15 protein-coding genes are annotated in these 13,987 nt (G+C 47.2%); 14 read left to right on the forward strand and 1 reads right to left on the reverse strand.

The window, feature by feature from the left end:
• The first annotated feature begins 120 nt into the window (after window positions 1-120).
• The 3 genes from prmA to mtaB are packed head-to-tail and all read left to right on the forward strand — an operon-like array spanning window position 121 to window position 3,186.
• On the forward strand, window positions 121-1,044 hold the full coding sequence (gene prmA, locus HUG20_RS07130) for a 50S ribosomal protein L11 methyltransferase (protein WP_200089609.1): 924 nt from the start codon (window positions 121-123) through the stop codon (window positions 1,042-1,044).
• Between the two features lie 41 nt (window positions 1,045-1,085).
• Window positions 1,086-1,838, forward strand: a complete 753-nt coding sequence (locus HUG20_RS07135; RefSeq protein WP_200089610.1) for a 16S rRNA (uracil(1498)-N(3))-methyltransferase — start codon at window positions 1,086-1,088, stop codon at window positions 1,836-1,838.
• Window positions 1,839-1,842: 4 nt separating this feature from the next.
• Window positions 1,843-3,186 (forward strand): tRNA (N(6)-L-threonylcarbamoyladenosine(37)-C(2))-methylthiotransferase MtaB, encoded by a 1,344-nt coding sequence (mtaB, locus tag HUG20_RS07140; RefSeq protein ID WP_200089611.1) that lies wholly within the window; start codon window positions 1,843-1,845, stop codon window positions 3,184-3,186.
• A gap of 64 nt (window positions 3,187-3,250) precedes the next feature.
• Here mtaB and HUG20_RS07145 read toward each other — a convergent pair whose 3' ends face one another.
• Window positions 3,251-4,183, reverse strand: coding sequence for a Na/Pi symporter (locus tag HUG20_RS07145; RefSeq protein WP_200089612.1), 933 nt, complete (start codon window positions 4,181-4,183; stop codon window positions 3,251-3,253).
• A gap of 242 nt (window positions 4,184-4,425) precedes the next feature.
• Here HUG20_RS07145 and rpsU point away from each other — a divergent pair, with 242 nt between their 5' ends.
• From rpsU to HUG20_RS07200, 11 genes are all read left to right on the forward strand, one after another.
• Window positions 4,426-4,596 (forward strand): 30S ribosomal protein S21, encoded by a 171-nt coding sequence (gene rpsU, locus HUG20_RS07150; RefSeq protein WP_114369988.1) that lies wholly within the window; start codon window positions 4,426-4,428, stop codon window positions 4,594-4,596.
• 267 nt (window positions 4,597-4,863) lie between these two features.
• The gene (locus HUG20_RS07155; protein WP_200089613.1) at window positions 4,864-6,156 is read left to right on the forward strand and encodes an NfeD family protein; all 1,293 of its coding nucleotides are present in this window, start codon (window positions 4,864-4,866) and stop codon (window positions 6,154-6,156) included.
• A gap of 30 nt (window positions 6,157-6,186) precedes the next feature.
• A complete protein-coding gene (floA, locus tag HUG20_RS07160; protein ID WP_200089614.1) occupies window positions 6,187-7,194 on the forward strand; it encodes a flotillin-like protein FloA in 1,008 nt (335 codons plus the stop codon).
• 33 nt (window positions 7,195-7,227) lie between these two features.
• Window positions 7,228-7,764, forward strand: a complete 537-nt coding sequence (locus tag HUG20_RS07165; protein WP_200089615.1) for a hypothetical protein — start codon at window positions 7,228-7,230, stop codon at window positions 7,762-7,764.
• Window positions 7,765-7,871: 107 nt separating this feature from the next.
• The gene (locus tag HUG20_RS07170; RefSeq protein ID WP_200089616.1) at window positions 7,872-8,066 is read left to right on the forward strand and encodes a hypothetical protein; all 195 of its coding nucleotides are present in this window, start codon (window positions 7,872-7,874) and stop codon (window positions 8,064-8,066) included.
• Between the two features lie 199 nt (window positions 8,067-8,265).
• Window positions 8,266-8,559 carry a sporulation protein YqfC gene (yqfC, locus tag HUG20_RS07175; RefSeq protein WP_200089617.1) on the forward strand — a complete coding sequence of 98 codons (294 nt, stop codon included), beginning with the start codon at window positions 8,266-8,268 and terminating at the stop codon, window positions 8,557-8,559.
• Window positions 8,559-9,761: a sporulation protein YqfD gene (gene yqfD, locus HUG20_RS07180; RefSeq protein WP_200089618.1), complete on the forward strand. Its 1,203-nt coding sequence runs from the start codon at window positions 8,559-8,561 to the stop codon at window positions 9,759-9,761. Before yqfC ends, yqfD begins: the two co-directional genes overlap by 1 nt.
• Window positions 9,762-9,766: 5 nt before the next feature.
• Window positions 9,767-10,741 carry a PhoH family protein gene (locus HUG20_RS07185; RefSeq protein WP_200089619.1) on the forward strand — a complete coding sequence of 325 codons (975 nt, stop codon included), beginning with the start codon at window positions 9,767-9,769 and terminating at the stop codon, window positions 10,739-10,741.
• 23 nt (window positions 10,742-10,764) lie between these two features.
• Window positions 10,765-12,912 carry an HD family phosphohydrolase gene (locus HUG20_RS07190; RefSeq protein ID WP_200089620.1) on the forward strand — a complete coding sequence of 716 codons (2,148 nt, stop codon included), beginning with the start codon at window positions 10,765-10,767 and terminating at the stop codon, window positions 12,910-12,912.
• On the forward strand, window positions 12,896-13,363 hold the full coding sequence (gene ybeY, locus HUG20_RS07195) for an rRNA maturation RNase YbeY (RefSeq protein ID WP_200089621.1): 468 nt from the start codon (window positions 12,896-12,898) through the stop codon (window positions 13,361-13,363). The genes HUG20_RS07190 and ybeY overlap by 17 nt, the downstream gene beginning before the upstream one ends.
• Window positions 13,341-13,739, forward strand: coding sequence for a diacylglycerol kinase family protein (locus HUG20_RS07200; RefSeq protein ID WP_200089622.1), 399 nt, complete (start codon window positions 13,341-13,343; stop codon window positions 13,737-13,739). Before ybeY ends, HUG20_RS07200 begins: the two co-directional genes overlap by 23 nt.
• Window positions 13,740-13,987: the final 248 nt, after the last annotated feature.

Consider the following 13,987-nt stretch of genomic DNA (forward strand, 5'->3'; position numbering starts at 1 on the left):
GAGCTTGAAAAGAGTGGCGACTCGTCGTTTCGGTCGCCATGAAAGGGTGATTCACGCGCGAACTGATTGGGATTGCGCCGTGTCTGCCCAATAGCCTACAAGAGGCGGAGGTGAAAAGATATGAACTGGACCGAATACCGTATACATACAACACACGAGGCTGCTGATGCTGTCTCGCATATGCTGGCCGAGCAAGGGTCAAATGGCACGGTCGTCGAAGATGCAAAGGATCGAAATGAACGACCGAAACGACCGGACGAAATTGGACAGCCATCCGTTGGGCATTTACCGTTAGAAGGCGTTGTGTTAAAAGCCTATTTTCCCGAAAGTGCGCAAAAAGACGAAGAGATTCGAAAGGCCCTTGTTGAATTGCAACAGCGGTCAGGCTTGGATATGGAACACATGACCATCGATACCGAAATCGTAAAGGAAGAGGATTGGGAAGAAGCGTGGAAAGCATACTATAAACCGATCCGAGTCTCTCCAAACCTAATTATCACTCCCTCTTGGGAAAACGCAGAACGTGAAACGGGTGATGTCGTTGTTGAACTTGATCCGGGAATGGCTTTTGGAACAGGTGCTCATGCAACAACCATTCTTTGTTTGCAAGCCCTTGAGCGTATCGTTAATGAAGGGAACCGCGTCATCGACATAGGCACAGGATCAGGCGTACTGAGTATCGCGTCCGCTAAATTCGGAGCAACTTCCGTATTTGCTTATGATTCGGATGAATTGGCTGTTAACGTTGCGAAAGAAAATGTGGCCATCAATCAAGTGGAAGAGAAAGTAACGGTCAAGCAAAGCGATTTATTTTCAGAAACAGCAGCGAAAGGCGAAATTATCGTAGCCAACTTGCTCGCCGATATCATTATTCGGATGGCCCCGGATGTAAAACCTCATCTCTCCCCGGGCGGATATCTTCTTGTCTCCGGAATTATCGAAAATAAAAAAGATGACGTGCGTAAGGCATTGGAAAATGAAGGGTTTCAGGTTTCGGAAATGTTGGAGCAGGAGGATTGGGTGGCCATCGTGTTACAATCTTAAATGTCTTTCGGATCAACCATATAGGAAACGAGGAAATGGACATGCAACGTTACTTCGTGGAGGATGACCAGTGGACAGCAGATGCTGTCATCTTAAAAGGCGAACAGGCACACCATATTTTTCGCGTTATGCGTATGTCTCCCGGAGATGTTATCATTTGTATAAATGGGCAAGGAAAGGCGTCATATTGCCGGATCACACAGGCAGAACCGGATCGTATCAAGTGCCAAGTTGAGGAGGGGTTGTCTTCTGATACCGAACTTCCGATACATATTACCGTGGCGCAAGGTGACCTTAAAGCCGACAAATATGAATGGATCGTGCAAAAGAGTACGGAAATGGGTGCCGGTAGCATTACCGGTTTTCCGGCGGATCACTCCGTCGTCAAGTGGGACGTAAAAAAAAGTGAGAAAAAGCAAGCACGTTTTCAAAAGATTGCTCAGGAATCGGCAGAGCAATCGGAACGTTTGAAAATCCCCACGATTGAACGAAAAACCTCACTGGAAGAGGTGTTAAAAGAAGCCCATCCATATGATCATAAATGGATATTATCCGAACGAAGCGCAAGAAAAGATCATCATCATGCCATCGACGATGCGTTGCGCCAATTGCAACATTCCGATCGTATTTTACTCGTTTTCGGACCTGAAGGCGGCTTTTCAACCCGCGAACATGAAACGGCGATTGACTTAGGCTGTACGCCGGTAAGTTTGGGCGCGAGAATTTTGCGGGCGGAAACAGCGCCGGTGGCCACGCTTGCCCTTTTGGTTTATCAAGTGGAATTAAAGAGGTGAAAATATGTCTACTGTAGCTTTTCATACACTTGGATGCAAAGTGAATCATTACGAGACCGAAGCCATTTGGCAAATATTTAAACATGCAGGGTACGTACAGTCGGAAACACGAGCGGATGTATATGTGATTAACACATGTACCGTGACAAATACAGGAGATAAAAAAAGCCGGCAAGCAATTCGCCGTTGCATTCGCCAAAATCCTGATGCCGTTATTTGTGTTACCGGTTGTTATGCACAAACATCTCCGGCGGAAGTAATGGACATCCCGGGCGTCGATATCGTTGTCGGAACACAAGATCGTTCGAAAATGATCGGGTACATCGAAGATTTTAAGCAATCCCGCGAGCCAATAAATGGCGTCAGCAACATTATGAAAACGCGTGTATATGAAGAATTGGATGTGCCTGCATTTACCGACCGTACGCGAGCGAGTTTAAAAATTCAAGAAGGATGCAATAACTTCTGTACATTTTGCATCATCCCGTGGGCGCGCGGTCTATTGCGTTCCAGGCAACCGGAAGACGTGTTAAAGCAAGCCCGCCAGCTCGTCTCTGCAGGATACAAGGAGATCGTTCTTACGGGCATACACACAGCAGGTTACGGCGAGGACTTTAAAGATTATAATTTTGCCGCGCTTTTACGTGAGCTTGAGCAAGTTGAAGGATTAAAGCGGCTGCGGATCTCATCTATTGAAGCAAGCCAAATCACTGATGAAGTCGTTGAGGTCGTGCGCAATTCGGAAACCATCGTCAATCATTTCCACATCCCCCTCCAAGCCGGTTCGGATACAGTGCTAAAACGGATGAGAAGAAAATATACCACGGCTTATTACAGAGAACGTGTGGAGCGTCTGCAAGCTATTTTTCCCGATTTGGCGATTACGACCGATGTTATCGTCGGTTTCCCCGGGGAGACCGACGAAGAGTTCAGGGAAACGTATGACTTCGTTCGTGATTTGCAATTCTCCGAGATCCACGTTTTCCCTTATTCAAAACGAACAGGGACACCGGCTGCCCGCAGAGAGGACCAAGTGGATGCTGACGTGAAGAAACGACGGGTTCAACAGCTTATCAGCCTTTCCGATCAATTGGCAAAAGATTATGCGTCCAAGCATGAAGGTGAAGTGCTTGACATGATTCCGGAAGAAACAGATAAAGAAGATCCGGAGAGTGGGATGTATATCGGCTATACGAACAACTATTTGAAAGTGAAGGTTCCGGCCGTCGCTAATATGGTCGGAAAGATCATACGGGTGAAAATTACAAAAGCCGGTTACCCATACAATCATGGGGAATTCATTCGAGTACTTGATGATGCGGAAAAAACCCAATATGTACAAGCGTGAAGGAAAAACACGAAGGCATTGCCTTCGTGTTTTATTCCGGTGTAAACTCCATGAAAACTTCAATTTACCTTTCAGTACCCCCGGTTAATCGTTCAATGAAAGAAGCAAATGGGTTCACAAACGGCAGCACCAAGAGCGAGCAGATAAGGTTAAAAATAACTGAAGCATGGGCCACTTGCGCCGCCGGGTCAACTGCAAGCGTCGTGATAATGTGTGAGAATATCCCGATCAAAGGCAAGAACAGTAGGACGCCTCCGATATTTAGGAAAACGTTGGCCATCGCCGTTTGCATGGCTCCGCGCTTGGCACCTAGAGCCGCAAGAACGGCTGTGAGGCATGTCCCGATATTGGCGCCCATCATAATGGCAATCGCGGCATCCAATTGAATAAAATCGTTGGCATACATTTGAATCCCGATTGCGATTGTTGCTGTACTTGATTGAATAATGGTCGCGATGATTGTTCCGCCCAGAACTGCTGTACCCGCTGACATTCCTTCATTTTCCAGAAGCCAATCTGTCCATCCGTGTCCTGTGAGCTCTTGTCCCCAGGAACTCATGCCATCCATTGCGAGAAACATGCAACCAACCCCACAAAGAATCGTTCCCGGAAGAAATAGCTTACGTGTCCGCGACAATAGACAAAGGATGCCGGCCGCTATTGAAAACAATCCGAGCGTTTCACCGGAAAAAACAAGGATCTCAAGCGTTAATGTCGTTCCAACATTACTGCCGAGCATGATGCCGATGGTTTGGCGAAAAGGGATAATGCCGGCTGCCACAAGACTGACAGCCAGCACCATCACAGCGGAACTGCTCTGCAACAGTGCCGTAGCCGCAAAACCAACGAGAAAGCCGGCAAATGGATGAAGCGTGCTGTTAACAATTAATACCCGCACATGTTTAGGGGGAGATTGGCCAAGGCCAGTCCGGATAAGTGCAACGCCAAAAAGGAAAATGAAAATATATACGATCATGATCAGCAGTGAATATTCCATTGCTCGTCCTCCGTATTCCATATGTATGGCCATTCGGCAACAGTTATGTTTAAAAAAACAGGCCGTCAATAGAAGCCATGTATTCCGAAGTGAAAAAATAAATGGCAAAATGGAAGAACAAGGCGTTTGTTTGTTGCATTTTGAGCCGTTTTCTTATACAATTTTGTTAAATGAACAAACTTGCTCCAAAGGACAAGTTTTGTCATGGTTTCGTAAGCGGTTGTGCGGAGGGAGGGATTCAAATGGCTGAAACACGTATACGTAAAAATGAGTCACTCGATTCAGCTCTGCGACGTTTTAAGAAAGACGTGTCCAAAAGCGGGACATTGGCTGAGGTTCGTAAACGGAAACATTATGAAAAGCCAAGCGTGAAACGAAAGAAAAAATCGGAAGCGGCTCGCAAACGAAAGTAATGTGACCATCCATTAAATGCAAATCTTCTGGGATTCATTCCCCCGGGATTTATTTTCACCGGGGGTTTATATTTGCGGTTCTCCCCGGTTGTGTACATCCGCTCATATCTGAGTTTTCATGCATCCTATCTGCTCCACATTGTACATAGCGTACATCCCTAAAGTGTGATTTCTTGTCGAGGCAAAAAAAGTTTGATTTAATGGAAGTAAGTTGTGCTTCCACTCGAAGAAGGATGTAACGAAATTATCGGGAAGGGGCGTGAATAAATGGGAAGACATGTACGCATCTTATTCTTTCTGTTCCTCATGATTGCAGCAGGAATGATGATGCCGTTTTTCTCTGGTGCACAAAGCGATAACGCCACCGTTCATTTCATCCCTGTGGAGCAGACGGTTGAAAGTGGGTTAGAGGCATTTCTTGACCGTTCGATTACGGAGGCAACGGAAGAAGGCACCGACCACATCGTCCTTGAAATTGATACACCGGGCGGCACTGTTGACGCGGCCGGAAATATCGCAGAGATTATCCAGAATGCAGAAGTGCCCATTACGGCCTACGTCACCTCTGAAGCTTTGTCGGCGGGGGCATACATTGCACTTAATGCGGATAACATTATGATGGATCCGAGTGCACAGATGGGTGATGCAGCTGTTGTAGATGGATCGGGCAATACGGCCGGTGACAAAGCGCAGGCAGCTTGGGAGTCGAACATGGAGATTGCAGCCCAAAGCAATGAGCACGATCGCGATCCGGAGTATGCGAGAGCGATGGCGGATCCGGATGAACTGCTGACAATGAGTGCAGAACAAGCGTCGGATGTCGGTTACGCCGAGGACGTCGTCACCGATCGCGAAGAAGTGTTGGATTATTTGGGATTGGAAGACGCTGAACAGGTCGAATCCGAAGTCAGTCTTGCTGAACAGTTGACACGTTGGGTGACAAACCCGATGATTATTCCGATATTGCTGGCCGTCGGAGGCGTCGGTTTAATCATGGAGTTGTTTACGCCCGGGTTTGGATTGCCGGGATTAGTCGGCTTAGGATCGTTGGGGCTATTTTTCTTTGGCCATTTATTTGCCGGTTTTGCAGGAATGGAAGCGGTTATCTTACTCATTCTGGGATTGATGTTAATCGTTGCGGAAATAGTTTTCACCGGCTTTGGCATATTTGGAGTGCTGGGGCTGGCATCTATTATCGGAAGTGTGTTCATGGCCTCGTTTGACACGACACAAATTCTGTTTTCTGTCTTAATTGCCTTGGTCGTGGTCGTTATTGCGACAGTGTTGCTTTTTAAGTATTTCGGTAAAATCGGATTTATGCAAAAACTTGTATTGCAGAATGCTTCGGAACCTTCCGGAGACGCGGATGAAACGGCTTCAGATGATGAGCTCATCGGCCAAATCGGCCGATCGTTGACGCCTTTGCGCCCTTCGGGCTTGATGGTGCTCGCAGGGGAACATTTCGATGTTGTCGCTGACGGTGCTTACGTGGAAGCTGACAGTGAGGTGAGAGTCATATCTGTGTCCGGCCCGCGTATTGTTGTAAGGGCTGTTCATTAAAACAGCAGTATTAAAAAAGGAGGAGTTTACGTGCCAACAGAAATCATTACACTCGTAGCGATTGCCGTTGTTGTTATCGTTCTCGGGATTCTCTTTACGTTTATTCCGGTCGGCCTATGGATTGCTGCCTGGGCAGCTAACGTAAGAATCGGGATTTTCCAACTGGTCGGCATGCGTTTGCGGCGCATCGTGCCGAAACGTGTCGTCAACCCGTTGGTAAAAGCTAAAAAGGCAGGTTTGGATTTAAAACTGAATAAACTGGAAGGCCACTATTTGGCGGGAGGTAACGTTGACCGCGTCGTCAATGCTTTAATTGCCGCTCACCGTGCCAATATTGAATTGACATTTGAGCGTGCCGCAGCGATTGACCTCGCCGGGCGCGATGTCCTCGAAGCCGTTCAAATGAGCGTTAACCCGAAAGTAATTGAAACTCCTTTTATTGCCGGTGTAGCGATGGACGGGATTGAAATTAAAGCGTTATCCCGGATTACCGTACGGGCCAACATTGACCGTCTCGTCGGGGGCGCCGGTGAAGAAACGATTATTGCCCGTGTGGGCGAAGGGATTGTTTCTACCATCGGTTCCAGCGAGGATCATAAAGCAGTGCTTGAAAATCCTGATATGATCTCGCAAACCGTATTGAGTAAAGGGCTTGATTCCGGAACCGCCTTCGAAATTCTTTCTATTGATATTGCCGATATTGATATCGGGAAAAATATCGGCGCTCAATTACAAACGGATCAAGCAGAGGCTGACAAGAAAATTGCACAGGCGAAAGCGGAAGAACGCCGCGCCATGGCTGTAGCCCAAGAACAAGAAATGAATGCCCGCGTTGAAGAAATGCGAGCCAGAGTTGTTGAGGCCGAGGCCGAAGTTCCACAGGCAATGGCGGAAGCTTTACGCTCCGGAAACCTGGGTGTTATGGATTACTACAATTTGCAGAATGTGGAAGCTGACACCGATATGAGAAAGCATATCGGAAGTGCGACAAAGGACGATGACGAAGATATCAGGGATCCCCACAAAGGTCTGGATTAATGACGCAGTGATGGAAGAAAGGGGGATGGACCCTTGGATTTACTGTTTATATTCATTCTCATTTTCATTGCAACAACGATTTTTAATTCAATAAGCAATGCGAAGAAAAAGAATGAGGGCGAGCAACGTTCCCGGCCGGGAACGGGTCCGTCTCGTCAGCCTTCATCCGATGCATCCGGGAATGACCGGCAAGGGGAAGGCAGCACGTTTGGAGATCTCAGAAGACAATTTGAGGATATGATGAGAGACGCTGAACATCCGACCGAGCGAGCACCTCAAGCGGAGCGTCAAGTTTATCGGGAAGATAATAGTACGACAGAAACAAGTAGTGCGCACGCAGCATATGAACAGCAACGAGAGCGGTTACGCCGGGAGCGTGAGAATGCGAAGCAGCGATTGGAAAACACTGATGCGCCGGCGGTGGCTCCGGGGAAAAAGAAGCGTCAAAGCGAGGCCTTTCCCTTTAACAATTTATCAGGCAAAGACGTTGTGAAAGGCGTTGTTTGGTCGGAGGTGCTTAGCGAACCGAGAGCCAGAAAACCTCACAGGACGAATCGAATGATGAAATGAAAAGAACGCGGACGCCGCGTTCTTTTTTTTGCTAGATAAATAGGGACTGCTGAATAACGGAAAAAGACTGGCACATAAGCATTTTCCGTTGGTGTTGTCAAAGCTGGATGCAAGGAAATCCATCCTATAAACAAAAAAACCTTGCACTTCTGGCAACGCATGGAGGGACGGTGCTGCAATGGCGAGACTCCAGCGGAAAAACGGACGCGTCAAGCCCCCGCAGCGCCGGTTTTGCGCGAGGAGGCTTGACCGTTCGTCCGCGGAAAGCGAAACCATGGAAGCGCCATCTCGGCTTCAGCTGATAGCTGCACGTTGTTCAGCAATCCCTAAGTATCAAGCAACTTTCTTATCTACATAAGTGCAACGAAGGCTTTCACCATTAAAGCTTGGCGAAAAGCCAAGTTATCGAAAGATTTTTTCAAAAACCTGCTCTTCTTCTGTCCAACCTATAAGTGATACAGTCCGGATTCCTCACATATGTATAGTTGAGGAGGGATCCTTGTGAGGCGACTGTCAAGACAGATCAATAAGTGGCTGACGAAAGGGATGGAAGTACCGGCAGATGTCACGATGGGGGTGCCGAGGGTGACGATGATCGGTCATCTGCACGTTTATATAGAAAATCACCGAGGCATTCTTTCTTTTACTCCTCAACTCATAATCGTCCGTCTTTCTGAAGGGAAGTTGGAAGTTAAGGGGCAAGACTTGTATATTAAGGCTATTTTGCCTGAAGAGTTGGTTCTTGAAGGAACGATCGAACAAGTCACACATTTGGGGAGAGGTGAGGAGGTTTGATGTTTAAGAAAAACCCGGACTGGCTAGGCTTAGTAGAGATGAAGGTCGAAGGGGAAGCGCTTGAAACGTTCATCAATCAATGTGTGAAAAACAGTATTTCCTTAACGGAAATCAGGCGGACAAGCAGCGGCAAGAAACTGCAGGCAACGATACGAATTGCAGACGTTAAACGATTGCGCACTGTAGCGAAAATGACGAATGTATCGGTACGCTTTGGCAAGCGGCGCGGACTTTATTTACTCACCCGCCAGGGGCGACGCCGATTTGGCTTTATTATAGGAATTTTGGCATTTTGCACTGTGCTTGTTCTTCTTTCCCAACTTGTATGGCGAGTGGACATTGAAGGTGCGTCTCCGGGAATTGAACATGAAATTGAAGCGTGGGCAGCTGACATAGGGCTTCAGCCCGGACAGCCCCAGTGGGAGTTGCCGCCGGAAGCGGAGATCCAGCAACGAGTGAGCGAAGAAGTCCCGGGAGCCACGTGGATCGGCGTTGAACGGCAGGGGACAACTTATCAATTTCACGTCGTTGAGCAGCATCTCGCGGAAGAGGAAGATGAGGTTGCGCCGCGGAATCTTGTGGCAACCAAAAATGGGGTTATTCGGGATATTTATGTCGAGCATGGACGGGCAGAAGTGGCGCCGAACGCCTATGTGGAAGAAGGAGACGTGCTTATTTCCGGTTTGATTGGCCGTGAAGAAAGCGACGAGGAAGATATGGAAGAAATCGCGGCTATCGGAGACGTTCATGCAGAAACATGGTATCGCGGAACGATTGAATTGCCGTTGGAAATTAGCGGAGAAGTATTTACAGGAGAACGCACGAGAAGCCTTGATTTGCAGTTATTTGGAAATGAGTGGACATTTTGGGGGCAAGATGCCGAATCTTTATTTGAACGTCATCATGTAACAACGGATCAACTTCGAATCCCTTTATATTTCACGGACATTCCATTGCCGATAGAGCGCACGAGCTATGAAGAGAAAGCGATTGTTACACGGACGTATGAGGAAGAAGAGTTGGCGGAGATTGCAAAACAATTAGGGGAGCGGCAGTTATTGCGCAACTTGGATAGCGATGCGGAAATTTTATCAGAAAATATTTTACAGGAGCAAAGGGACAGTGGTAAAGTAAAGTTGTCCATTCTTTACGAGGTTGAAGAAGATATTGCGAGAGAAGCGCCTATCACACAAGGGGATTGAGAAATGTGACCGATCGAAAAGTCATTGATTTACATGTACAGGATACAGCTGAATTGCAAACGCTGTTCGGACCCAATGACGTTCATATCAAGCGCGTGGAAGAGCAACTGCAAGTTTCTATCGTCATTCGCGGCGAAGCGCTGGTCGTGAGTGGAGATGGGGAAAGCATCGCTACCATTGAACGCGTATTTGCTCAATTATTGCAACTTGTACGTAGAGGAACAGTGCTCGGTGAGCGTGATATCATCTACGCAATCCAACTGGACGGTCAAGGACAGTTGGACAAGCTAAACCATATTTATCAAGAAACAATCGCGACCAATGCCAAAGGTAAACCGATAACGGTGAAAACGCTCGGGCAGCAAGATTATGTGAGCGCTATCCGCAAATACGACATGGTGTTTGGGCTAGGCCCCGCCGGCACCGGCAAAACGTTTTTAGCGGTCGTAATGGCGGTTTCCGCTTTAAAAGCGGGCAGTGTACAACGGATCGTTCTTACACGCCCGGCGATTGAAGCAGGAGAAAATCTGGGGTTTCTCCCCGGAGATCTGAAAGAAAAAGTCGATCCTTATTTGCGCCCGCTGTATGATGCGCTCCATGATATTTTTGGCACCGAACATACATCGCGATTGATGGAACGAGGAACGATAGAAGTTGCTCCCCTTGCTTATATGCGAGGCCGTACGCTCGATGATGCATTTGTCATTCTTGATGAAGCACAAAACACTACTCCCGAACAGATAAAAATGTTTCTGACACGAATGGGATTTGGATCCAAAATGATCGTGAATGGCGATTTAACACAGGTCGATTTGCCAAAAGGGAAAAAATCGGGCTTACGCATGGCGATCGACATCCTCAAAGAAGTAAGTGACATCGCTTTTGTATATTTGAAAGGGGCCGACGTTGTTCGCCATACAATCGTGCAACGTGTGCTTGAGGCCTATGAAAAGTTTGAAGACGATCAATCTTCAAAGTGAGTGTTTGGGTGGAGTGAGTTGTCATGACAGCAAATAAAAATAAAAAGCAGAAATTGCAAACGCCCGGCACTCGCCATCGAAGCGTGCGTGTTAGTTTATTTTTACTGCTGGGCATTCTTCTTTATGTATCCATGTTGGACAACGTCCAGCCTGAACAACTGGACGTCTCCCTCTCCGAACCTGCCCCTGAAGATATTCGTTCCCCTATTACCGTTGAACATGAAGCGCTAACGGCTGAACGCGAACAGGCAGCATTGGATGAGCTTGACCCTTCGTACGTTCATCGAAATGACTATGTATTGATGCAAACGGAGAAAATCAACACGGTTTTTGAACTGGCAACAGAATTTCAAGCGGAAGATGCTGATGATACGTCGTCCGTCGACATCCAAGTGGAGCAATTGCAAGAAACGCTTGAAGAAGAGATGGATCAGCGACTGCCGGAAGAGACGCTTGAAATATTGCTGGATGAAAGCGAAGAACAACTGATGATTGGACGGGACGCCGCTCGGAATGCTGTCCATGAAGTGATGAATGAGGAGCTCGCTGTCGATGATGTTCCTGTCGCCAGGGAAGAAGCAGAGGAACGTGTTTCCATGTCAATGGGGAACTCACAGTTGCAGAACGCGAGTGCAGACATTGCCAGCCATATGGTAACGGCCAATTACATATATGATGATGAAAATACCGCGGAGCGCAGAGAAGAAGCGCTTGACGAAGTGGAACCGGTGCTTATTCGCGAAGGAGAACTGCTTGCCGAGGAAGGCGAAATCATTGATGCGGAAATTTATGAACAGTTGAACCTGACAGGTTTATTGGATGATGATTTTTCTCCGTTTCCTTATTTGGGTTTGTTGCTGTTTGTCGGAATGATCGTTGCCATGGTTGCTTTTTACGCTACGCAAACGAGTTCTCCCCTTCGTTATAGCAATCAGGCGCTTTTCCTGTATGTCCTCGTGTTTTTTATTATGCTGGCAACGATGAAAATCATGAGTGTGCTCAATCTGTTCGACATGGAAGGGATTTTGTGGGTCACGCCGGTCGCCCTCGGGACGATGCTTCTTGCCCAATTGCTCTCTTACCGGGTTGCGCTTTATACCGCTGTCTTGTTGGCTTTGGCCGGGAGTGTCATTTTCAATGGGGAAGCAACAGGCAACTTTCACGCTACGTTTATGGTTTACGCGCTATTCAGTGGATTGGCAGGGGTGTTTTTTCTCGGGAAAACGCCGCAAATCGCCAAGATTTTGCAATCAGGCGTCTTTATTGCGCTCATGAACGCATTAACGGTAACTGCATTTTACTTTTTAAGTAATGTTCCCATTGTTTTGGAAAGCTATGGCCTTGAAATCGGCTTTGCAGTGGGGTCCGGTTTTCTGGCAGCGGTTTTGACTTTGGGTTTTTTGCCTTTTTTTGAAACAGGGTTTAATATTCTCTCAAAAACGAAATTAATCGAGCTTTCGAATGCCAATCAGCCGTTGTTAAGAAAAATACTTTTGGAGGCGCCCGGTACTTACCATCACAGCGTCATGGTGGCCAACCTTTCGGAAGCGGCTTGCGAGGCGATTGGCACCAATGGTTTGCTTGCGCGTGTCGGTGCGTATTATCATGATCTTGGAAAAACGAAACGTCCGCAGTATTTTATTGAAAATCAAATGAAAATCGGCAATCCGCATGAACGCCTTTCACCGGATGTGAGTGCGCAGATTATTATTGATCACCCTTATGACGGTGCGCGAATGTTGGAAGCACACAATTTTCCAAAGCAAATTGTTGATTTCGCCAAAGAGCACCATGGGACGACGCTGCTGAAATATTTTTATCATAAGGCAAAAGAAAAAGACATGAAACCGGACGAAGCGGATTATCGTTACCCCGGTCCCAAAGCCCGGTTTAAGGAAAGCGCGGTGCTGGGGGTTGCGGATAGCGTGGAAGCGGCGGTCCGTTCCATGGATGCGCCGACAGGGGAGAAGATCGAGAAACTTGTCAATGATATCATTCGCGATCGGCTTATAGATGGGCAATTTGACGAATGTGACCTCACGATGAAAGAAATATCGATCGTCGCCAATACGATGTGCGAGACGTTGCGGGGAACGTTTCATTCTCGGATTGAATATCCCGAAAACAGCGAAGGTGAAAAGGAGAAATCAGCGAATGGCGATTCATATTGATATTGCGGATGAGACGGCGACACTTCCGGAAACGCAGGTGGCGCTTGTCACGAATGTATTACAATCAACGTGTGAACGTCTTGGATTGCCCGCGGACACAGAGTGTTCACTGCTGTTCGTGGATGCGAAAACGATTCAGGCATTAAATCGGGATTATCGAGGCAAAGATGATGCAACGGACGTGTTGTCTTTTGCGTTAAATGATGATGCAGAAGCAATGGATACGGATCCTGCAGACCATATGCTTGGAGATATCGTTGTTTGCGTCGAGCAGGCGCGTGATCAAGCGGGAGAATATGGCCATTCCATGGAGCGTGAACTTTGTTTTTTAGCTGTCCACGGCCTGCTCCATTTGCTCGGTTATGACCATGGGACGACCGCAGAGGAACAAGAGATGTTCACGTTGCAGGAGGAATTGTTGAGCGCTTATGGACTGGAAAGAAAAACCTAAACAAAAAGGGATTCGCCGCTTATTTTTTTCCTTTTTTTTCGCAAGCCGAGGCTTATGGTATGTGCTCAAAAATGAACAAAACATGGTCATTCATATGGCTATTGCGAGCACCATTCTTGTGCTCGGATTTGTTTTCGGAGTAAGTCTTATCGAATGGGCGATTCTCCTTGTCGTGATCGGTGGCGTGATTACGTTTGAACTGGTCAACACGGCGATTGAACGAGTCGTAGACTTGGTGAGCGAAGACTATCATCCACTTGCGAAAATCGCAAAGGATGTAGCCGCGACTGCTGTATTTGTATATAGTTTAATCGCGGTCGTCGTCGGTATTATTATTTTTTATCAACCGTTGCTTGAACTTTTTGGGATAAAATAAGAGTCAACACTAAAATCTATGGTTGACAAATCTGAACGATGGTGACCACTATGGAAAAACACTACGCTTTCCGTGGGCTTGCACTCAGCCTCCTCGTTAGAAAACTAGGCTTTTCGCCAAGCTTTTATAACGAAAAGAAAGAAGATCGCTTTTTTTCTTTTTCCTCCGCTAGCTTGTGTTATTATCATAATTATTCACTGATATCAACGATAGATTTTGATGAAGAGCCGAAATAAGGAGATGGAATG

This window comes from Salicibibacter cibi, assembly GCF_016495865.1.
GTDB classification, from domain to species: domain Bacteria; phylum Bacillota; class Bacilli; order Bacillales; family Marinococcaceae; genus Salicibibacter; species Salicibibacter cibi.